Source organism: Pedobacter sp. AC212 (genome assembly GCF_979258625.1).
Genome location: NZ_OZ409870.1, coordinates 3,222,907 through 3,246,737 on the forward strand (window position 1 = coordinate 3,222,907; position 23,831 = coordinate 3,246,737).

15 protein-coding genes are annotated in these 23,831 nt (G+C 39.3%); all 15 read right to left on the reverse strand.

Annotation, left to right across the window (positions count from 1 at the left end; genetic code table 11):
* Nucleotides 1-193: 193 nt before the first annotated feature.
* The gene (locus ACZZZC_RS14020; protein ID WP_463482607.1) at nt 194-1,621 is read right to left on the reverse strand and encodes a sialate O-acetylesterase; all 1,428 of its coding nucleotides are present in this window, start codon (nt 1,619-1,621) and stop codon (nt 194-196) included.
* A gap of 15 nt (nt 1,622-1,636) precedes the next feature.
* Nucleotides 1,637-3,658, reverse strand: coding sequence for an aceric acid hydrolase (locus tag ACZZZC_RS14025; RefSeq protein WP_463482608.1), 2,022 nt, complete (start codon nt 3,656-3,658; stop codon nt 1,637-1,639).
* A gap of 90 nt (nt 3,659-3,748) precedes the next feature.
* On the reverse strand, nt 3,749-7,147 hold the full coding sequence (locus ACZZZC_RS14030) for a glycosyl hydrolase (protein WP_463482609.1): 3,399 nt from the start codon (nt 7,145-7,147) through the stop codon (nt 3,749-3,751).
* Between the two features lie 146 nt (nt 7,148-7,293).
* Nucleotides 7,294-8,583, reverse strand: coding sequence for an L-fucose:H+ symporter permease (gene fucP, locus ACZZZC_RS14035; RefSeq protein ID WP_463482610.1), 1,290 nt, complete (start codon nt 8,581-8,583; stop codon nt 7,294-7,296).
* 150 nt (nt 8,584-8,733) lie between these two features.
* Nucleotides 8,734-9,177, reverse strand: a complete 444-nt coding sequence (locus ACZZZC_RS14040; protein ID WP_463482611.1) for a MaoC/PaaZ C-terminal domain-containing protein — start codon at nt 9,175-9,177, stop codon at nt 8,734-8,736.
* Between the two features lie 210 nt (nt 9,178-9,387).
* Nucleotides 9,388-10,467 carry a Gfo/Idh/MocA family protein gene (locus tag ACZZZC_RS14045; RefSeq protein ID WP_463482612.1) on the reverse strand — a complete coding sequence of 360 codons (1,080 nt, stop codon included), beginning with the start codon at nt 10,465-10,467 and terminating at the stop codon, nt 9,388-9,390.
* On the reverse strand, nt 10,464-11,702 hold the full coding sequence (locus ACZZZC_RS14050; RefSeq protein WP_463482613.1) for an extracellular solute-binding protein: 1,239 nt from the start codon (nt 11,700-11,702) through the stop codon (nt 10,464-10,466). The genes ACZZZC_RS14045 and ACZZZC_RS14050 overlap by 4 nt, the downstream gene beginning before the upstream one ends.
* Nucleotides 11,695-12,858 carry a CaiB/BaiF CoA transferase family protein gene (locus ACZZZC_RS14055; RefSeq protein ID WP_463482614.1) on the reverse strand — a complete coding sequence of 388 codons (1,164 nt, stop codon included), beginning with the start codon at nt 12,856-12,858 and terminating at the stop codon, nt 11,695-11,697. The genes ACZZZC_RS14050 and ACZZZC_RS14055 overlap by 8 nt, the downstream gene beginning before the upstream one ends.
* A gap of 201 nt (nt 12,859-13,059) precedes the next feature.
* Nucleotides 13,060-14,220, reverse strand: a complete 1,161-nt coding sequence (locus ACZZZC_RS14060) for a CaiB/BaiF CoA transferase family protein (RefSeq protein ID WP_463482615.1) — start codon at nt 14,218-14,220, stop codon at nt 13,060-13,062.
* Complete coding sequence (locus ACZZZC_RS14065; RefSeq protein WP_463482616.1) at nt 14,217-15,377, reverse strand: ABC transporter substrate-binding protein; 1,161 nt, start codon at nt 15,375-15,377, stop codon at nt 14,217-14,219. The genes ACZZZC_RS14060 and ACZZZC_RS14065 overlap by 4 nt, the downstream gene beginning before the upstream one ends.
* A 256-nt stretch (nt 15,378-15,633) precedes the next feature.
* Entirely contained in the window at nt 15,634-17,685 is a 2,052-nt protein-coding gene (locus tag ACZZZC_RS14070) for a glycoside hydrolase family 2 TIM barrel-domain containing protein (RefSeq protein ID WP_463487444.1), read from the reverse strand.
* A 25-nt stretch (nt 17,686-17,710) separates the two neighbouring features.
* Nucleotides 17,711-18,019, reverse strand: a complete 309-nt coding sequence (locus ACZZZC_RS14075) for a sugar-binding domain-containing protein (RefSeq protein ID WP_463487445.1) — start codon at nt 18,017-18,019, stop codon at nt 17,711-17,713.
* 163 nt (nt 18,020-18,182) lie between these two features.
* Nucleotides 18,183-19,289, reverse strand: coding sequence for a glycoside hydrolase family protein (locus tag ACZZZC_RS14080; protein WP_463482618.1), 1,107 nt, complete (start codon nt 19,287-19,289; stop codon nt 18,183-18,185).
* Nucleotides 19,282-22,041 carry a family 78 glycoside hydrolase catalytic domain gene (locus tag ACZZZC_RS14085; RefSeq protein ID WP_463487446.1) on the reverse strand — a complete coding sequence of 920 codons (2,760 nt, stop codon included), beginning with the start codon at nt 22,039-22,041 and terminating at the stop codon, nt 19,282-19,284. Before ACZZZC_RS14085 ends, ACZZZC_RS14080 begins: the two co-directional genes overlap by 8 nt.
* 242 nt (nt 22,042-22,283) lie before the next feature.
* The gene (locus ACZZZC_RS14090) at nt 22,284-23,825 is read right to left on the reverse strand and encodes a RagB/SusD family nutrient uptake outer membrane protein (RefSeq protein WP_463482620.1); all 1,542 of its coding nucleotides are present in this window, start codon (nt 23,823-23,825) and stop codon (nt 22,284-22,286) included.
* Nucleotides 23,826-23,831: the final 6 nt, after the last annotated feature.

Here is a 23,831-nt window from a genome sequence, read left to right on the forward strand (position 1 = left end):
TTTGACCATATAAGGAATGTGAGAACATTTAAGGTCTTAGCCAGAATACTTGATTTACTTGGTATCGTTTTGGTTAAAATCATTCTTTGTTAATCAATTATAAGTCGTCATTTCGACCGAAGCGGAGAAATCTTTTTGATGAGATTGCTTTCCCGAAAGGTCGGAATAAACTGTATTTCGCAATGATGTGTCGTTAATTATCCCAATCATCGGTGCGGAAAGAAGAAACCGGCAGGCCATCATTGCCGAATAAATCGCCTACCAGGAAATCTTTAAAAGCATAACGAACCGCAACTGGCATTTTAACTTGTTCAGCTGATACTGTAATGCTGCTTCCGGTAATTGCTGCTTTCGCAGGATAAAATTTCCGATCTGCTCCCGCTACTTCAAAAAGACTTAATTCTTTACCGAAGGCGGTCAAGCCATTGGCTACATTTTGAAATTTAATTACTGCTTTATTTTTATCAATGGTTAAAGACTCATAATTGGGACTTAGTGCGCCAAAGCCTTTTATACCGTAAGTTTGTGCCAAGGCAAGATAAGCCAAACGCTCACCACCTTGTTTTTTGTTCGCTGGATGAATGGATTTTTCCTCACCGATATCCATCAAAACCGCCATTCCTGAATTAGGAATCTTATTTAGAGATTTTCGCTGGGCATCTCTTAAAAATGCGGAGTTAAATTTCCCTCCAATGTGGTAAGGCGGAAGCTGCGCATAATTATAGGGAGCAATTTGCGCATAGTAAAATGGAAATTCTCCGTTATTCCAATTTTTTCTCCATGAAGAAACCATTGCTGGAAATAAATCTTCATAGCGATCTGGTCGCTCGTAATTAGATTCTCCCTGATACCAAATTGCACCCTTGATTCCGTAACCAATCACAGGATAAAGCATTCCGTTATAGAGCGTTGTTGGTGTTCTGCTTACTTCTTTTATCGTATCGCCTTTGGCTGGAATTTTAACTTCCGGAAATGCCTTTAAATCTTCTGGCGACATCCAGGCTTCAATGGAAGAACCTCCATAGCTGTCATTGATGACACCGATAGGCACTTGCAATAACTCACTTAATAGGGAAGCAAAATAATAGGCAGTCGCACTGAAGTTAGAAACCGTTTCTGGTGCCGCCATTTTCCATTGAGATGGTTTACTGTTTTCCTGGCGTTCGATAATGGAAGAACGCGGAACGGTATAAAGTCTAATATTTTTATTCGCCGATTTAAGGATGGCTTCGTTTGAACCGATTATTGGCTGACTTTTGAAGCCTTTCATTGGCATTTCCATGTTCGATTGACCACCGCAAAACCAAACCTCACCAATTAAAATGTCTGTTAAAACCAGCTTTTCGCCATCATTTAATTCGAGTTCATATGGTCCTCCAGCCGATGGTGTGGCCACTTTTACTTTCCACTTCCCGTCTTGATCAGCGATTACTGAATAGCTTTTCTTGTTCCAGGATGTGATGATCTTTACTTTAGCAGAAGCCTTCGCCCAACCCCAAATGGCCACATTACTTTGTTGCTGCAAAACCATATGATCGGTAAAAATGGAGGCAGGTTTAACCGTTGCCGATGCGACGATGCAGCAAATGAGGTTTAAAAGTATGGTGAGTTTTAGTTTCATTCTTATCACGTTATTTTATTTACTAACCGGTAGCCAAACCGACATTTCTGAATGCCCGCGATTTCCCCAGGCAAAATAAGGTACCAGTTTAATTTCAGCATCATTGCTATTATTATTAACCGGACGATACAATACGTTTTTCCAGTTATTCGGTTCCACAATTTTAGCATTACCAATCAAACTCATCATTTCGGCACCATCAATATTGATTGGTTGAGCGGTAAATTTCGTTGAGGTAGGAATAAAAGCGTTGAAAATATCTTTGCCTGGTAAATCTGTTGACTCCAGGCAATAAACAATTGGTCCGCGTTTTACCGCAATTTGGTTTCTATTTTCTTCTACTAAAGGATTGGCCTCAATCAAAGTAGCTTCCATCGGGAGATTCAATTCTATTACATCACCTTTTTTCCAAACCCGATTTATTTCGGCGTATGTTCCAGAAATTGCTTCAATATTTTCTGCCTTTCCATTAACACTAATTTGAGCATTTTGAGTCCATGCTGGGATTCTAAGAAAAACTGAATACGGTTTATTTCCTGTTTCTTTTATCGCGATCATAATATTTCCATCCCATGGATAATTGGTAGTTTGCGCAACAGAAATCTTACTGCCATCAGCTAATTTAGTAGTTAAGTTATTTCCACCGTACAAATTGAACCACAAGCCTTTATCAGAAACACTATAAGCATAATCACTTACTTCGGCAATGGTTCTTACCACATTTGGAGGGCAGCAATTCGATAGGCCAATGTATGGAACTCTATCTTTTGACCATCGTTGTTTGAATGGAAGATCATCAGATTGCGCCAGCGGATTAGTATATAAAAAGTTTTTTCCATTTAAACTTATTCCCGATAAAACACTGTTGTGCAAAGCCAGTTCCATCACATCCGCATATTTTGCATCGCCTGTAATCTGGAGCATTCTCCAGTTCCAAAGTACATTACCAATATTAGCACAGGTTTCGTTATGGGCTGTAAAATTTGGCAACTGGTAATCGCGACCGAAAGCCTGATGAATTTTTTGAACATCAGCTGGATTGTAGGAGGTCCCATCAGGCGAAGTGCCATCATAAAGTGAACCACAGCCTCCTGTGATATACATTTTATGCTGATTCACATCATCCCACATTAAATTCAAGGTTTTCAAAAGTGAATCTTTTCCGGTTTCGGCATATAAATCGGCTACGCCAGCGTACAAATAGTTCGCTCTCACCGCATGCCCCATCGCCTTGGTTTGCTGCAAGAACGGAATTCTATCCTGATTATCATCTGTTCCGTCATCAATTTTACCTTTAATGGCAATTAAGTGATTGGCCAATTCCAAATATCTGGGGTCTTTAGTTGTGCGGTACATTTCTACAACGCCCATGTAGTGAGAAGGACAAATGGCATTTCTGGCCAGTGTTGGCGATGCCGATTTGTAGAAATTGTACAAATAGTCCGTTGCTTTTTTAGCGATGTTTAATAGTGTGGTTTTTCCAGTAGCACGATAATGGATGCAACCCGCCGTCATCAAGTGCCCAATGTTATAAGATTCGAAGCTCAGCCTATCTTGAAACTGATTTTTTGAACCGGTTTTACGCTGCTCAATCATTGCTTTCGTGTAGATATAACCATCTTCGCGTTGCGATTTTCCAATCACGACAATAGCTTTATCCATCATTTCATTGAGTTTGGGATTTTTTGTCGACGCATATAAACTCGCTACAGCTTCCAGTGTTTTGTAATAATCCCCATCATGAAAAGATGGTCCTGAATGCGCACCTGTATCTAAGCCTGCGGCAATTTCAAAGTTTTTAAATGCATGGCTTATTTTTGGATCGTTATAAATGGCCCACATATTGGGCACCATGGTTTCAGTCGCAACCTTAAACCGATCGGCCCAAAAACCCTTTGTCCAGGTTACATCAGCCATGTTAACACTTCGTAACTTCGCATATTTACTATTTGAAGTATTAACAAGCGCCATGTCCTGGGCATAAACCTGTAAAAATGGTAGCGTTAGTAGGATGATGATTGCAGATCTGTTTATCATATTGCTTGCTATTTTATCTTCTTGCTATCATTGCAAGCCAAGAGCAATACTTCTTATAGATTGCTTCATGCCTCGCAAAGACGATTATTTTTATTTCTCTTCCGCTTGAATAACAACCGGCCCAAACAATCCTGAAGGATTTAAAGGTTTACCTTCCAAACGGAAAGGCGCAGTAGTCTTCGTAATTCTTTTATCTCCAGGTAATTTATCATCCCCTATTAAACGATTTGCCCAGGTGTTTGTAACTTCAATAGTGATTTTATTTTCGCCCTTTTTTATTGCTTTGCTGATGTTTAAGCGATGCGGTGCTGTCCACAATGTGCCACAATTTATCCCATTGATTTTCACTTCAGCCACGCTGGAAAATTCACCTAAATCAATCCAGGCATTTTTTGTATCTCCATTGAATGTAAAACTCTTCGAATAAATGGCAACTCCTGAGTAGTATTTTATTAAACTATCAGCCTGTTTAGTCCAGTCGGTTAAATCTTTAAATACAACTGGCTTTGACGGACCACCAAGAGCTGGATCGAATTGTACTTGCCAGTCCGTTGAAATATTTTCAATGGCTTTAAACTTATTGAAATTTGGCCCAGCTTGCAGTTGAGTTAAACTTGTCTTTTCATTAAAAATTACGAACACCGAACCATTCGATGGCAATTTTAAGTTAAAATAAGTCCTTCCATCTCTAATCGACCAGCTCTTCAAAGCTATTGTATCATTGCTTACCGAGTTGTAGATTTTAGGTACCCTTCCACTTATTCTAAAAGAAAAATTAAAATCTCTTTCTTCAGCTTCTTGGTTTGATATAAAGTAGATATCTTTTGATCCATCTGATCTATGTGTATAGGTTATGTTTTTTGAATACCCAGGTGAAACATCCGTGACCTCATAGTTGACATCAGTAATATTCAAATCTTTTTTGACGCCAATTTTATCGAAATTCTCACTATAATAGGGCGCTTTAATTATCATTCCATTGCCTATCCTTTTAATAAGATTAGTAGCAATTTTATCGTCCCAAATCTCATTAACTATTAGATCAAACTCAGCTCTACTTGCCTGTTTTAAACCATTTTGATATAAAGGTTTATCTGCAACGATAACCTTGGCCCCCGCCTTTATTAATTCATAAAGCTTTTCAACAATTTCAAAACTCATGTATTGATAGTTCGGATTCATTTTCATCGCCCCGGGAAAAACCAAAACTTGATATGTTGCGCCGCTTTCAAAAACTACCTCCCCATTTTTTACCTTAGCAGTAGCCAATACATCAGGATTAAAACTATCGTAAGCGTAACCGCGTAACGGATTTACCCAGTTTTCAGGATCAGCGATATTTGCAGAATGTGTTACGCCAGACGGAATCTGACGCAAAGGTTCTCCAACATTGGCCAAACGTTTCTTTTCTGTTTCCACTACATCAGCACCGAAAATGCCAGGTAAAGTTTCTACTAGCCGATCTGGCAGAACTGAACGGCGGGGTAATTCTTCTCCCGTAAAAACTGCGATATCAACCACAGGCTTACCTTGCTGTAACAGGTTTTGTGTTCGCTCAGCGTACTCTACCCATGCTTTACCCGCTTTCCACCAGGTTTGGTCTCTTTGGAAATATAACCCTACACCATCTAGCGTCATCCCTGGTTTTCTATCCATCCATGGATTGTGCGTAAAAACATGATAAACCAACTTGTTAATTCCAAGCGCATAATTCCTATCCTGCAATGTTTTCATATTCGAAGGATTCTCATTCCAATCCATGCGAACCGTGGTAAAAGCTTCTGCTTGAACAATATTTTTCCCATAGATATGAGCACCAGAAATGGCATCCAACATATCATTCGGCTTATCGTGAGTCGGGCTGTTCAACCAGAATTCTCCCATTGGTACATCAACAGTTTTGTAATGCAACAATCCATCGCTCATCATCGTTGGCGCAATGCTTTCAGCCGTAAAAGTTACCCCTTGTTCTCTAGCTAATTTTGCCAAGGTTTTGTAAAACTGATCTACTACCAATTCGGAGATGGTTTTACGAATGTCGTAAAGAAAATTCTCAGAAACTGAAGCGCTTTCTACAGGCAATCCGGTCATAATAGGCAAGTATGGCGTTAAATCGTACCCTCTGCGTTTCTGAAATTCTGCCTTAAATAATGGCGACCAATTCTGACTGCCACATTCCCAACTATCTACATGGAAAACGCTTAAAACTTTCTTAGCTATTTCTGGTCCGCCATATTTTAGCGCTTCGCCATACCAGTTATCGAATTGCAGTTTAACGGCTTCTGGATTAAACTTATCGCACTCCAACCCTTTTCCACCACCACCGGTTGCGTTTGTATGGCCTGTTGATGTATGTCCGACTCTTAGAATTGTCCACTCGCCTTTCGGTGCTTTCCAGTTTAAAGTTCCGCCTGCATTTAATTTATCCGTGAGGTTGATGATTTTATTCAATGGAACACACAGTTCTTTTGCAATCTGTTCATTTGTACTTCTCTTGCTAATTCTCCAAACCGAACCATTTTTCCCTTCAAACTGATTAATTTGGGCAGATGAACTTAACTCAAGATTTACCAGTTTCAAAGAAGGTTTCCATTTAGCCGCATCCAAATCTTCAGCCCCTGGTTCAGAATTCTTTTTATCGTAAATAAACCTGAAAAATTTAGCCGTTGTTGGTTTAATGGAGTGCGTTACATCTTCGTCGGTATCTTGCCAACCATGACGTGGTGCTTCCAGCCTGCCAATTGATCGAAAGCTTTTTCCATCATCACTCACTTCAATTGCCAGTCGCTGTGCCTGATAATTATTTCCACTAATTTTAATAGTTACTGTTCTGCAAGTAAAAGGTTTTGCAAACTCATATTGAATGTAACACGGTTCGTTGGAACCAAAGTTTTTCTTATTTCCGGACTTAATCAATCCTGTGGCATCAGCATCATTGCTAGCCGTAATTTTAGGTATAACCGTTCTGGTAGAAATGTTTTCGCCCACAGGCGATGGATAAGCATAAACTGCGATATCCTTATAATAGTTTTCGTTTGATTCTGGTTTAGGCAGGATAATTTTTGGAGTTGCACTATTTACCACAGTCTTAGACCAAACCACCTTTTGCATGGAAAATTCAGGCGTAATCCAGGGTCCGCCGGCCAAGGCGAAACCATCACTCACATGCATTCCAAGTTTTAAGTTTAAACGTTTGGCCTCACTCATGGCGAACTCAACCAGTTTCCACCATTCGGGTGTAAGCTGAACTGCTGGTGGTGAATAAACTGGCGTTTTATCCGGACCTTGAATACTCATCAAGTAAGCACCTCCAATTCCATTGGCTTTCATCGCCTCTAAATCGGCTGTAATACCAGGTTTAGAAACCGCACCTTTTACCCAATACCAGAATACCCAAGGTTTAGCATTTTCGTTTTGTTGTGCATTAAGCGTAAAGCTAAAAGTACACAATAGAAAGAACAGGAAGATTTTACTAAACACTCGTTTCATTTTGATTTATTTTTCGTCATTGCGAAATCGATTTTTCATCGATTGAAGCAATCTTTCTCGTAAAGCAGACTGCTTCAGCTTACTCATTCCAGGCCTCGCAATAACGATTTATTTTTTTATCCCTCCCAGTAATAACGGAACATTGTTTATTTATGGGCGATTTTATAACCTCTTAATCCGAAATAAAGAATAATTAAATAACAAACTAAAGGAATACTGTAACCAATTTGGATATTATCTCCGTAATGATCGATTAGGGAACCCATCCCGAATGGTAATATCGCACCGCCAACAATTGACATAATGAGCCAAGATGAACCCGGTTTTGTATCCTCTCCTATACCATCTATTCCCAAGGCAAAAATGGTTGGGAACATAATCGACATGAAGAAACCCAAACCGCCCAAAGCGTAAACTACTACTACTCCTGTTCCAGTTATAGCAACAATACTAAGTAAAACACATATTACAGCGTAAATAGCCAATAGTTTGTTTGATGCGATGTAGCGTAATAAAGCTGTCCCCACAAATCGCCCAACTAAAAATAATGTACCATATAACCCTAGATAATTCAATGCTGTATACTCATCAAAACCACCAGCCTGTTGTGCTGCCCTGATGAAAAAGCTAGTTACACAAACCTGTGCACCTACGTAAAAAAACTGTGCAATTACTGCCCAACGTAAATGTTTATGTTTTAAAGCGCCCAAAAAACTACCTTGAGAAATACCATCTTTACTGGCTGTTTTAACCTCTGGAAGTTTCATAAAATAAAATAGCAAGGCCACTAAAACCAAAATAGTTCCCAAAATAATATATGGTGTTTTTACTGTTGATGCTTCGGTTAGAAAATAATTGTTTCTAACAGTTTCCGTCATTGCCGCTAATTCTTCTTTGGTGTGAGATTTACCAGAAAGAATAAATCGACCTACAACTGTTGCCAAAGGTGCTGCTAAACCATTAAATGTTGCTGCGAGGTTCAATCGCCATGCCGCTTTATCAGGACTACCTAATATTGCTGCGTAAGGATTTGCAGAGGTTTCTAACAACGTTAAACCACAACCAATGATGAAAAGTGCTATTAAGAATGTAATGTAAGACAAATTATTTGCCGCAGGAACGAATAAAAAAGCGCCAAAAGCGAAGGCTAGCAATCCAGTAATCATGGTTGATTTATACCCGAACCGTTTTAGAAGCACACCCGCAGGGATTGCCATTAAAAAGTAAGCTAAAAACACTGAAGTGTCAATCAATGTAGATTGACTATTACTTAAGTTACACGCCTTTTTTAGGTGTGGAATTAATATCGAATCGAGGTTGTGCGCCATTCCCCAAAGAAAAAAGAGGCTGACTACTAAGATAAAAGGCAACAGGTATTTTTTCCCTGATGAAGGATCACCTTCGGTTACAATTTCTGGCTGTGTGTTGTGGTTCATTATATTTGGTTTATTTGTTAGTTCATTGGTTCATTAGTCATTGGTTCATTAGTGCAAAGCTATCCTATACATTTGTCCATTTCGTGTTGTTGGCATTTTATCAAAATCATCAATATCGGCACCCAAACCAATGAACTATTGACTACTGAACTAATGATTTTTCTTTACTACAAGCAAATGGTCGCAGACTAAAACTACTTCTCCATGCTGATTGATTATTTCTACGTGTTCGGTTACAGTTCCGTATTCGGGTCTTTTGCTATCTCCCTTTTCTGAGATTGTGATTTCTGAATGAATAGTATCACCAATAAAAACAGGTTTTACAAAACGCAGTTTATCGTAGCCTTTGCTCATCGCCTCCGGATTAATTTCTGAAGCGGTTAATCCAATTCCGATGCTAAAAATCATCGTTCCATGGGCAATTCTTTGTTTAAAAGGCTGCGTAGCACACCATTCTGCATCCATGTGGTGCGGAAAAAAATCTCCTGTATGGCCGGCGTGAACAACGAAATCGGTTTCTGTGATCGTACGTCCAAGCGTTGTACGTTTATCTTGTAATTGGTAATCTTCAAAAAATGTTGATTTGAAATACATTTTATTTTTTTTTAAAAATTTTCGTTGTCTTGGCCAGACGGGCTTTTTTCTTTTGATCGCAAAAGAAACAAAACTCCCAGCTTAAAATTTTTCTATTTAAGTTAATGCTTTGGCTTTAACTGTGCATCCCGAAAAATTTGTTAGGCTGGATTTAGTAGAACGACTTTAAGTGCTTTGGCTCTTGAAATCGCCTATATCCGAACTTATAACTTATAACTTATAACCTAAAACATTTACCCCTCCGGTATCACTCGATTGATAAGCACTTTCCACAACAGCCATCGTTTGAATCACATCCTCAACACTTGTATACAACACATCACTCGAACCCTCATTATACCTCATCAAATTTGCCATCGTTCCAATAAAAGCTTCCGGAAACCAAGAGCCTTCTAGTTTTACAGTTTGCCATTCAGGCGATTCACCTTCTTCTACAATACAGTATTCGAAAACATCTGGCACACCATGAGGATAATCCATTAACAGGCCAATTTTTGCCACAATCGCACCTTTTGTCCCCTCCCATTTAATATAACTCTCCTGGTGGTTTGGTCCAAAATCATGATCGTGGTTGGTATTAATCACCGCATGGAGCGTATCACCATAATCTAACAAAATTGTAGAGCGTGAAGATGATAAATTTTTCGCGGGATGTCTCAAAGTTTTTGCTAAAACAGTGTTCGGATTACCCAAAAATGATCTGATCAGATCTACATAATGGATGCTATGGTATTGAATCTCAAGCCTCGGATGAATGATCACATGTGGAAAAATTTCCCAAGGCGTTTTAATCGTCACCCGAACTTCCATATCGTAAAGTTCACCAATAAGTCCTTTTTCAATGAGGTATCTAGCTGCACTTACAAATGGCGCAAAACGAAGTTGAAAATTAATAGCTGCTTTCAGATTTTTAGAACGGCAAAGCGCTAAAATTTCATTTGCCTGAGCAAAATCATCACCCATAGGCTTTTGGATTAAAACAGCGCTTCCATCTGGCAATTGATTTAAAGCATCGATATATTGCGCAGGCATTGTTGTGAGATCATAAACTGCATTTTTTGGTGCATTTGCTACGGCTTCAGCAACGGTATTAAATACATTCGGAATACCAAAAGCATCTGCTAATTTTTGGGCCCGTTCTTTGGTTCGGTTCACGATGCCGTACACTTCAAAACCAGCAATTTTATAAGCTGGAAGATGTGCATCGGCCACGATTCCACCAGCACCAATGATAATAATTGGTTGCTTTGTTGATGGTAATTCTGGTTTATATTTTATATCAATACTCATTTATCAATTTTATTTATCTGGCTCTGTGCTTCTAAAATAAGCGCTTCACTTGGCGTTTCAGTATTTACCGCCTGTAAAACCATTTGATCGATAATAGCGGCAATTGCTGCCCAATTTTGTTTTTGCGGTAGCATATTTGCCACCTCGTGCAACGTTTCCAATTTGTGATAATAAGGAATAATGACGTTGATTTCAGGATCCTTCCAGGTTGAAATTCTGCAGCCAATTCCGCCTTCCATTGTAAGTTGTTTATCTTGTTCCTGAGCTAATGCAAAGCGAAGAAAATCATAAGCAAGATCCTTATTTTTACTGCCTTTGGCGATGGTGTAAAGCCAGTAAATATTTAACGAAGCGGAATTTTTACCCTCCGCTGCTGGTAACAAACCAACATCAACTTTTCCTTTAACCTTAGAGTTTACATCTACTTCACACATCGCAGCAAAACCAAACCAGTTGATCATCATGGCCGCTTCTCCTTGCGAAAATGCAATTCCAGCAGCTACCGATTCAAATTTGGCTGATTTTGGATGGACCGCAGTTTTGTCATTCACTATTTTTCGGTAAAAATCTAACCCGCTGATTGCCGCCTCTGTGTTAAGCTGGATAAATCCGTTTTTATCTGTTAGGCTCCCACCCCTGGTCCACAATTGCAGGCAAAAATCAAACACCGTATTATGCCCGTCAGGGTAGCAGGCAAAAATACTTCCATATAAATTATCTTCCGGACGGTTAAAATATTGGGCAATTTGATGGAAGTCATCCCAGGTTTTTGGCACTTCTAAGGGCTTACCGTACTTTGCCAAAAATCTTGTTTGCTCAAGTTCGCTTTCGAACAAGTCTTTCCTGAAGATGAAGCATTCTGGTCCATCGTGGAAGGGCAAGCCTACCACTTCCCAACCAAAACGCTGCAACGTTAATAAAGACTTGCTCCATCCTCTCGGAAAATCTTCAGGTTTATTTTTGTTGATGTAAGGATTGAGCACTTCAAAATCCTGATGAGAATAACCTTCCAAAACCCAATCTGTGCTGATGTGGGCAATATCAAAATCTCCATTCGCTAAACCTTTTTTTGAAATGGTTTTATCATAGAGTTCATGCAAATCCATCACCACCATGTCCAGCTTCACGGTACAGCCTGAAAATTCGCAATATTGATCCCAGAATTTCCGTATCGCGGATTCAAACGGAGCAAATTTGCGAACAGCTATTTTGAAAGTTTCTATTTGGTTATGCATTGGCAATCGTTTTCTGCGTAATGAATTCTTTTATAATCCTTTCATTGTCTTGCCCTAATTTTGGTGAACCTTTGCTGGAAGTTAACAGTTCGCCGTCAATTCGAATTGGGCATCGGGTGGTTTCATATTGGTAACCATCCTCCATCTCCACTTCCTGAATCATATTTAATACTTTAAAACCGTCATGCGCCATCAGTGCATTCCAGTTTAATACATCAGCACACCAAATATCTGCTGGTTCTAAAACGGAAAGCCATTTTTCAGTAGTTGCGGTAAGCAGATGTTCTGCCAAAATCGCTTTAATTTCGTCTCTTTTATCAAAAGCTTCCTTCAATTCTATATAATCTTCCAGCTTTTCGCAGTCTAATAATTGTCCTAATTGAGGAATTGAACCCATTGCTAAAGCCAGATAGCCATTTTCGGTTTGATAGATCCCATAAGGCGCACCAAGATAAGCGTTGGCATTGTTTCTTTTTGAACGTTCTGGTAAAGCACCGCCATCATTCATGAAGGTCGTAATCGTCTCAAACTGAAAATCATAGGCCGATTCCATCATGCTTACTTGCACAAAACCGCCCTCATTTCTTATCGCTTTGCGATATAGGCAAGCCAAAAGTCCTTGCGCCAAATGCGCACCCGCCAGCATATCAACAATAGATAAACCCATTGCCACAGGACCGCTATCCGCATTTCCTGTTAGAGATGTTAGTCCGGTAACGGATTGTAAAAGTAAATCCTGGCCTGGTTTATTTTTCCATTCTGTATCTGTTCCATAGCCTGAAACTTCGCCATAAATGATGGCTGGATTTAAAGCGCTAACTGAAGGATAATCAAAGCCTAAACGCTCCATCACGCCAGGGCGAAAATTGTGGATCATCACATCTGCTTTTTTAAGCAGCTCACGCACCATATCCCTGTCTTCTTCATTCTTTAAATCTACTTCAAAGCTCTCTTTATTTCTATTGATGGCATGAAAAACAGACGATTCTCCGTTCATAATCAGATTCGAAGTGTATAGGGTGCGGCAAATATCGCCCACCCCTAAACGTTCAATTTTGATTACCCGAGCGCCCATATCAGCCAAGCGCAAACTTGCCGATGGACCGGAAAGAAACTGGCTGAAATCGATAACTAAATAATCTTCAAGCGGTCTCATAATTTTGTTTATTTATCAAAGTTGCTATTTTGAGCTAAAAGCGGTCGTCATCTCGACCGTAGTGGAGAGATCTTCAACGGTGGTCAAAGATTTCTCCATTTCGCTTCGCTTCAGTCGAAATGACGACCGATTTATTTATTTTTATTTTAAGTTGTGTTTCTGAACTTACAGATTCTTCACTGTGCTCAGAATGACAATCGATTAAGGATGATTCTCTAATTCAAATTCTCTATTAATATCCAATGTATCAAAACCCAGTTTTGGTGCAGCTTTCGGGGCAAATAATTTTTCATTATCTAACCTAATAGGGCTTACTGTCGTTTTGATTTTCAGGTCTTCACCCAAATCCAACTGTTGTTCAATTTGCAGATTTTTATAAGTATTTAACGCCGTGGCAGTTTGGTAATTCAATACCTCTGCACACCAAATTCCGTGGCTTTCTAAAAGATTAACCCAGTTTTTGGTTTCCTCCTTTTTGAAAGTTTCGGCTAAACGAACAATCAGTTTATCCCGATTCTCGAAGGCTGAACCTGCCTCGACATACAAATCGGAAATATCACATTTAATAATGGCGCAAATATTCGGAAGATTTCCCATCGCCATGGCAATATACCCATCTTTTGTTTCATACATCCCGTAAGGTGCACTTAAATAGGCATGTGCGCTACCCTTTGCCCCACTTCTGTCTGGCAGTTTCCCGCCATCATTTAAATAGGTAGTGATCACCTCAAACTGCACATCTAAAATCGACTCCAGTAAACTCACCTCGACCAAAACACTTTTATTGGTTTTTGCTCTCTTGATTAAACCGACTAAAATGCCTTGAGCCAGGTGATTTCCACACATAATATCAGAAACAGAAAGCCCGAAAGGAACGGGTCCATCTGTATCAACGCCCGATAAAAATGTTAATCCCGAAACTGCCTGAACCAATAAATCCTGACCTGGTTTATTTTTCCATGGGCCTTCGTTTCCATAACCAGTTACCACTCCATAAATAATTTTAGGATTGATAGCCTGAACATGATCGTAATCCAATCCTATTTTTTCCATTACTCCAGGGCGGAAATTATGCGTCATTACATCAGCCTTGCTGATTAATTTCTTCAACTTTTCTAAATCATCCGGGTTTTTTAAGTCCGCTGCATAACTTTCCTTATTGCGGTTAATGGTATGAAAAAGCAAGCTATCATCATCAACGAAAAGATTTTTTATTGATAACTGACGACAAGCATCGCCGGTTTTCGGGCGTTCGATTTTAATTACCCGAGCGCCTAAATCTGCTAATTTTAAGCCGGCAGATGGTCCTGCCAGAAACTGGCAAAACTCCAAAACTAAAAGTCCTTCTAGCGGCCTGTTCATGATAATACCAAAGTTTTAGATTTTTGATACAATTCGTTCATCTTCGATAAAACTGCAATTTCGTCTCCACCATTCATTAAATAATCCCGAACTACATCGCCTGCGTGATCTTGAAAAAACATGGAGCCATGATAACGCGGACGAAGAAATGCCCGTTGTAAAGCAGGTAAAGTATTAAAAAAATAATTGTGACTTTGACGGTTAACTTCTTCGTTTTTCCAAGCTGCTAAATGCCCTGGCTGACCTCCGTTTTCGAAAAACAAAGTAGATTGACAGGATGGAGAACCCACAAATTCGACATACTTGGCGGCTACATCTAGCTCCTCACATTTGGAAGATATCGCCAAACCGGTTCCACCTAATGTGCTTCTTAAGTTTGTTTTTCCATCAAGGGAAATCATATCGTGAAAATGTAAGGTTTTGCGGGCATATCCGTTTCTTGAATAATTGGAATAGCCATACGCAAACGGGCAATAAGCGATTTCATCTGTTAAGGTCATCGCTTCATAAACGTGGATTGGATTTCTATTGAAGTTTGCCGGATCTATTTTCGAAGCCAGTTCGCGATACATTTGCAAGGCTTTAACACCAGTTTGCTGCGACACCACTTCATCATCACCTTGACAAGGATCTTCGCCAAGAGAGCAACAGAGCGTGTAAAAGTTCATCAGTACATCGATTGGGATTCCAGCAAAGGCAACCAATCCTTTATCTGCAAGCGCTAGTAAATCGTCGAAAGATTTCGGCAATTCCAAACCGTTATCAGCAAACAAATCAGGCCGTGAAGCCGCCACCGGGGTTGCCGCATCTATCGGAAGCGCCCATAAATGTTCATCATAGAAATAACTTTCGTAAGACTGACCAACCGAATTTCGTTCCTGATCAGCAAGATAATCATCAGAAAGATAAAAATCTAAGGGCACTATCGACTGTGTTTTCGCTGCAAAACCAGCCCAGGGATGATCGATTACGAGTAAATCAAATCTTTCTGCCAGTTCCTGAATAGAAAAATCGGCAAATTGCTGCAAACTCCTTTTCTCCCAGGTAATGTTAACATTTGGATATAATTCGGAAAAACGCTGTGCCGTAGCCACCATAGGCAAAAGCCCGCGACTATGATTCCAGGTTATTCCTTTTAAATTAATTGTTTTCTCCACTTTATATTTCTTCTTTTTAAACCGTCGACTAAAGTCAACGGCAATGAATTAGCAAACTGCCAACCATTTATTGTTTATTTATACTGTCGTCATTCTGAACGCGGTGAAAAATCTCTAAGCTATTTCATACAACATTGAGGTAAGATATGCTTTGGCAGAGCCTGTCCCTATTCGTTTGCAGATTTGTCGTTTCTCAGAATGACAATACCTTAATTTTAAATTTATTTGTCTAGTTTATTCTCTAATATTTAGTTGATCATTTCCCTGTATTGATTGTGATAGATGTTGATGTTAAACCATTAGAACTAGCCGTTAATTTGATAGCCCCGGCCTTCTCCGTTGATTGAAGGATAGCCAGGCATAAGCCATGAAATGCTTTGCGATAATTTGCCTTAAATGGCTCTAAACTTGCCTGGAAACCATTATCAACGCCAGCGATAAAACCATCGCCTTCCACTTTGAAATTCACTAAATGATCCGCATTTGGCACTAAATTGCCAGCAGCATCCAAAACCCGCACCGTTACAAATGATAAGTCGGAACCATCGGCTTTGATGTTTTTCCTATCGGCGATTAATTCTATTTTGGCTGCTGCTCCTGCAGTTTTCACTTCCTTAACTAAAACTTCTTTACCGTTTTTTCGGGAAACTGCTTTCAGTGTTCCCGGCTCGAAATTTACATTCCAGAGCACGTGCAGATCATCATTTTGTTTTGATTTTTTACCCAATGATTTACCGTTGAGGTACAACTCCACTTCATCGGCATTGTTGTAATAAGCCCAAACTTCAACAGATTTGCCTGATTCCAAACCCGCCTGTTCGGTAGGCAGGTTCCAGTGTGGCAAAATATGTAAAACACGTTTATTCGTCCATTCGCTTTGATACATGTAATAAGAATCTTTTGGGAAACCTGCTAAATCCACAATTCCGAAATAGGAACTTCTGGCGGGCCAGGGATAAGGCAACGGTTCTCCTAAATAATCAAAACCTGTCCAAACGAATAAACCGGAAACGTGGTCGTATTTTTTTGCTTCCTTCCACGTTTCTTCGTGTGTAGAACCCCAGTAGGCCGAAACATTATCGTATGAGGATGCAGACCATTCTTTATTGCCTTCGGTAAATTTAGTTTTTCCATCTTTAGGCCAACGGCGAATGGTATCTGCCGTATCGTAAAAACCCCTTGTTTCTAAAGCAGATGTAGTTTCTGTAGCCAAAAATTTTACTCCCGGATAGTTTTTTGGGAAATCCGCATATTTTTTATGATTGTAATTAAGTCCGTAAACATCAAGCGCATTCGCCTGGTAAATAAAGTTCTTTTTCGCGTCGGTTTCTGTTAATGCTGAAATTACCGGACGGGAAGTGTCTAAATTTTTAACGATACCGACCAATTCTTTGGTAATCGCAATGCCTGTGCTGTCAAATTGCTCGCGAATTTCATTTCCAATACTCCAAAGTATAATAGATGGATGATTACGGTCGCGTTTGATCATATCCTCGAGATCACGTTTGTGCCACTCTGAAAAATTCAAATGGTAATCATTTTTGGTTTTCTTTTTCGCCCACATGTCAAAAGCCTCGTCCATTACCAGGAAACCCATTTTATCACATAAATCTAAAAACTCTGGTGCTGGTGGATTATGAGCAGTGCGGATGGCGTTAACGCCCATTTCTTTCATAATTTCGAGTTGACGCTCCATTGCTCTAACATTAACGGCAGCACCTAAAGCACCTAAATCATGATGGAGGCAAACTCCTAAAATTTTCATTGGCTTACCGTTTAAAGAAAAGCCTTTTTCAGCATCAAAATTGAAAGATCGGATGCCAAACCTGGTTTCGTATTTATCAATGATTTTTCCATTCTGGGAAATTTGCGTAACCAGTTTGTATTGATAAGGATTTTTCACAGACCACAAAATGGGATTTTTAACCTCGAAAATCCTGTTGATCAATAAACCTGATGTATCGATTTTTAGCGCTTGCTGTACAGTAGCAGAAGTTATTTTTCCTTCGGCATTATAAATGGTATTCGTTACTGCAACAGTTTGTGTTTTTAAGGTTTTATTCTGAACCTGAATCTGCAATTCTACTTTACCAGACTGATCTGCAGTTATAAAAGTTCCCCATTTTGATACTGCAGTTTTAGCTGTAGAGGTTAACCAAACGTTCCTGTAAATTCCAGAACCTGAATACCAGCGGGAATCTGGCTGGGCTGAATTATCAACTTTAACTGCTATGATGTTTTTACCCGATTTCAAAAAGTTGCTAATCTCATAAGAGAAAGAAGAATAGCCGTATGGTCGTTTTCCCAAATATTTTCCATTAATCCAGACTTCACTATTTTTTATACACCCCGTCGAATTCGATGCTGATTACTCGGTTTTGAAAATCTGCAGGCGCTGTAAATTCTTTTCTATACCAACCAATTCCTGTTGGAAGACCACCGCCTTCGGGTTTAGCGGGATTTTTTTCGTCGAATTTCCCTTCAATGCTCCAATCGTGGGGTAAGGTAAGTTTTCTCCATTTTAAATCGCTGTATGCTGGAGATTTCGCCCCTGGCTCGTCACCTAAAAAGAATTTCCAGTTTTTATTGAAATTTGTTCTGGTGCGGGATTCAGAAATCACTATTACTGGGCGAGTTGTCATTGCGAGGCTGGGATTGAGTGAGCCGAAGCAATCTGATTCTACAAATGAGATTGCTTCGTACCTCGCAATGACGGTGTTGGCTGATTTTGCCTCGCAATGATGACTTGCCGACAAGCCTGCCATCAAAAAAAATAAAACCTTAAAATTGTTCAACATCTTCATTCTAATTTCCACTTACAAAGTTCACTTTACTTTTACCTAAATCTTTCGAGGTTGCCACCGCGATGCCGCGTTGATCTTGCTTGTTCACTGCACAATAAAAATGATAAACCACTCCTTTGTACTTCAACACGAAAGACTTGTGAGCATATAACTCATCATATTTCTCTGATGATTCAATTAAATTATCGCCGTTCCAATCAGTCCAGTTTACTAAATCTTTAGATACCGCAAAACGATTAAATGATCCTTTTCTGTCTTGCCAAAAGGCACCAAAATAGAACATCACGTAGTTATCACCCATTTTTTGGATTACCGCATCGCCCGTAATTCCAACAGGATGATGCACCACAGGATTTTTATTGAAACGCTGCCAGTGAACCATATCATCTGAAACTGCCATTCCAATTCGCTCGTACCAACGTGTTTTCTTATTATTAGCCAAAGAATCACCAACGGCATTATAATACATTACGAACGGATGTCCGGTTAACCTTTTTGGGTCTTCAATAACTGTACTTTTAAAGAGTTTGTTTCTGTTTTCCCACCAACGAACATCTTTGTCTGCTGAAGTTAAAACAGGTTTATCTAACCTGCTCCACTCTTGCACAACTGATGGATGATTTTTCGCATTAGCCATGCCTATTGAGAGCGGTTCTACTTCGTAGCCCTTTTCTTTTCCACCAAAGTACGACATCCAATATTTACCATCGAATTGATTTACACCGTAGTCTCCACCCCATTTAATATCTAGCAAAGCGTTGTAACCCGCTTTTTGGTTATCATCCCACAAACTATTGTCGCCAAACGACAGCAATTTGCCCTGATTTTCCCAGCGCAAAAGATCTTTGCTTTTTGATAACCAGGTTTCGTAACCACGCCCGCTGAAAATAAGATAAGTCATATACCAGTATTTTCCCTTTTTAAAAATAGTTGGGCAGTCCATTTTATAATCTTTATCGTCAGGAACCATTACCAGGCCATACTTAAAAGGCGTTTTAACTTCCTGATAAATTTTTTCCATCTCCGCCTGAGAAACAGAATTTGCAACCTGAGCTTGTAGACTGAATGTGCTCAAAACCAGAAAAAGTATGATTTTAAATCTATTCATTTGTACATATAAATTTGTAATGCCCCGAACCAATTGTAATTTTTGCCTTGCCGTTTTCGAAGCTTAAGGCATTCATTTTTGGATTTAACTCATCTGTAATGGTTTGCTTTGTTTTCCCTGGAAAATAAACATCAGCCGTTGTATTAACTGGAATATTCACTTCAAGCACAAAGTTTTTGTCACTTTTGTTCCATTGCGTTGCTATTTTCCCGTAAGGAGAATCATAACTTACATTTGCAGAAGTTAAGTCGCCAACCACTTCCGGCTCGATCACAATATGCTTAAAAGCAACTGAATGATCAGCCTGACGAATACCGCCGATGCCGCTGTAAAGCCATTCCATTAAATGCCCAAGCATAAAATGATTATTTGAAACGGTTGGAAGTGCGGCCCATGACTCGGTTAAAGCGGTTGCGCCTTTGGCAATTTGCATTCCATAACCAGGTACGTCAGAGCGGCTGTTCATGTCGAAAATTACATCCGATCTTCCTGCATCTTCCAGAACACGAAGAACATAGCGGTAGCCGATATCGCCAGCCGTTAAACTGTTTTTCCGGTTTCTAATATCTTTTACTAAATTTTCGATCACTGCGCTTTTATCCTGATCTGCTACCAAACCCATGTAAACCGCCATGGCGTTCGCAGCTTGCGAACCCGTTGCATATTGCTTGGTTTTAGGATCAAAAAACTGATCATTGAAAGCTTTTCTTACTTCGACTGCTAATTTCGAATAATTTAAAGCATCTGCTTTTTCACCCAAAAGCGTAGCCATTTTTTCTAAAATCTTTAAGTCGTAATAATAGATCGCCGTACCTGTAACGCCCATTGGCGTGAGTTGGGAAACACCTGGAGGTTTTGGTCCCAAATCATACCAATCTCCTAACCCTTGCGACAAAATATGGTTATCAGCTTTGGTTGCAAGGTAGTTAATATAGCCTTGCATCATCGGGTAATAATCAATCATTGCTTGCTTATCGCCATACCACTGATATAAATACCAGGGAAGTAGAATGCCACTGCTTCCCCACTCCGGCGAATCACGGAACATATCGCCTCCCCATTCAAATTTCACATATTCTGGCGCTATTTCTGGAATAAGGCCGTTAGGCAACTGCGAATTCCTCATATCCTCGAGCGCTTTTTTGAATAATGGCGCCGCAGCATAATTGTAACCTACAGAATTGCCCATTAAGTGCAGTTGCTCTAACCATCCAAGCTTTTCGCGATGCGGACAATCGGTAAACACACTCACCATGTTGCTTTTGATCGACCAATCAATCAACTTAAAGGTTTTATTAAAAAGTTCGTTTGATGTATTGAATTCACCCACTTGTTCGGCGGCATTTCTGATGTGTAATGCTTTTAAGCTTTCTATAACAGGTGAGCCAGATTTATTTTCTGTGTTTGCCGGAATACCACCTCTTACTTGAAGATACCTGAAACCCGTGTAAAAAAACTTCGGCCGCCAGGTTTCTATTCCTTCACCTTTTAAGATGTAGGTAAAGTACGATGGGCCCCCGATATTTTTTTGCGTCACTGAGCCATCTTCTTTAATTAACTCCGCCGGTGTAATGAGAATGGTATCGCCTTTTTTACCGCGAACTTTCAATTCTATTATCGATGATGAATTTTGCTTCATATCGTAAACCCACTCACCATTAGGCACCCGAGTAGTTTTTATAGAAGAGGTATATCCAAAAACTTTTACAGGCTCTTCCTTTTGGGCATTTAAATTCGGTCCATCGACCAACAAAGCGGATTTCCATTGCTGGTCATTAAATCCTGCTACATTCCAGTTTTTTTGCTCGAGGTTTGCGTTATAATCCTCACCGCCATAAATACTTGAAAATGTAACTGCTGAAGGAGCCGTTTTCCAACTCTGGTTACTGATAATATTGGCAGAGGTACCGTCTGTATATTCAACCAAAACACGACAAATCATTTTTGGATAACCATAAGCTACCTTTAGTTTTCTATATCGTTCTTTAACGGGAGGGATATAATAAAAACCGTTTCCAAGCATTACACCAACAGCATTTTTCCCTTTCTTGATCTGTTTGGTTACATCGTAGGGAACATACAATGCTTCTTTGTCATATTTTGTCCATCCCGGCGCAAGAAAATCATCCCCAACCTTTTCGCCGTTTAAACTCATTTCGAAATGACCTAAGCCCGAAATAAAAGCGGTTGCCTTTTTTATAGTTTTAGAAACGACAAAATCTTTACGGAACATTGGCAATATATTACTGCCGGTATACTTATCTTTTTTACCATCAACAGGTAAAACATTGATATTCGAATCTGCCAGTTTTTCGTAAGCAATCCACTTGGCGCCCTTCCAATCCTCAACATTTAGTAAACCCATTTGCCAACATGCAGTAGCGCTCCATGGTGAAACATTTCCAAAATTATCCCACACCTTTACTTTCCAGTAATAGGTTTTGGTTGATAGAAGTTTATTGCCTTGATATTTTATCTGGATAGATTGTGCAGAATTTACTTTCTTGGTGTCCCAAACATCGCCAATATTTTGATTCAACTTTGTAATGCTGCTCGAAACCAGAACCTGATATGCTGACTGCATCACATTTCGTTGATCAGATTGTAATTTCCAACTTAGGCTTGGCGAAGTAAAATCTACTCCGATTGGATTATGGCGAGAGGCTAAACTTAATTGTATGACTTCAACCTGCTGCGCAAAAAGCGAAGCATTAAATGTGAAAAGCAACAAAAAAGTTATGAATTTGCTCATTAAAAAATTGACATCTTTTGGATGTTTTACCTAGGTTTATAATTGGTTATCAGCTTCAAAAACAACAAAAGAAATTAATTCTTTATGTTAGCATTTAGGTTTATAGTTAAACGTTAAACCTATTTACGTGACTAATTCAAATATAAATAATTTTTTTAAATATGAAAAGAGATGACGTTGTAATAATTCTGTAGCGAAATAAGTAGCAGCAGCTAATTATTAACTTAGCTGCTGCTGGTAATTTAATAATTTGGATTTTGAAGCAATTTCGGATTATTATCCAGTTCGGATGATGGAAATGGCAATACGTAATTTTTGGTCTCAAAAATCAATGCTGTTCCTGCTGGTGTGCGCAAAGTAGGCAATTTTATATGCGCAATATTCCATCGTTTTAAATCATTATACCGCTGGCCTTCAAGTGCAAATTCGATTCTTCTCTCATGGCGGATATAATTTCTAAGCAAAGCCTGAGTATTATATTTGGTTTGATCAGTAGCTGGCATTGCTATACCGATACGTTGCCTAACATCGTTAATTGCTTTATAAACTGTTGCGTCGGGGCCACTAACTTCATTTTGCGCTTCGGCATACATCAATAAGATATCAGCATAGCGTAAATGAATGTAATCTTGATCGGTTAGTGTGGCCGTTCCAGAGGTAATTGGTGCTCTCGATAGATCGACATACTTTTCCATTAAAAATCCGGTGAAAGATTGTGCAAAACCATTCCAAATTACATTTGACGAATTTCTCCATATCTCATCAGGAAGTTTCATGGTTAAATTTAATCGGGGATCGCGATTATTGTAGGGATTTGCAGCGCTAAACAGAGGCGATTCCGCACTTGGTTTTCCATCTGTCATTTCGTAATCATCAGCTAAATCTTTGTAAGGCTGAATGAGGGAAAACCATCCCAATTCAATATCCATACCGCCTGCACCAGGAGAAGTTCTTTGAGGATTAGTTGGAGCAAGGTATTGGGTAGAAAACATAATTTCGGTATTTACAGCTGCCGTAGCTTGTCCACTTGTTTTAAATAAAGCTGCATAATTATTAGAAAGTGCAAATTTATTGTCTGTCATAATTTCTTTCAACACTGGAATAGCCTCTGCCCATTTTTGCTGGGTAATTAAAACTCTGGCTTTAATACCTTGTGCACTCCCCTTTACTGCATGACCATTATATTTATCATTTGGAAGATTAGCAATAGCAAAGTCTAAATCTTGTTGTATAAAAGCATAAACCTGCTCTTTTGTACTCTTCGGAATTTTTACCTCCTCAACAGTTTTTGGGTAATGCTCATTAATTGGCACGCCTCCAAAATGCTGCACCAAATCAAAATAAGCCAAGGCTCTTATAAAACGTACCTCTGCTTTATAAACATTTTTCTTCGCCTCAGTCACCGGAGCACGGTCTACATTATCTAGAAAATAATTACAAGAAGTAATTGCTCTGTATGGAGATGAATAAAGATTTGGTAAAACGCCACTTAATCCTGGCGAAATACTTCCGGTTGTCATTTCAAGCAAATTTGCCTGATTGGTATTTTGGTATGGGAAAGCATTATCACTTAATGCATCTAAATACACCCTTTCGTAGCCCAAAAAGTTTTGCTGCAAGCGAGAATACACGCCAGCCAATGCAGTTTGTACATCAGTTTCTGAGCCCCAAAATATTTCAGAAGAGACACTGTTTAATGGATTTTTATCTAAAAAATCTTTTTTGCATGACCCGAATATTAGTAATCCGAATACGAAACACAATATTATATTTTTATTTTTCATGAGATA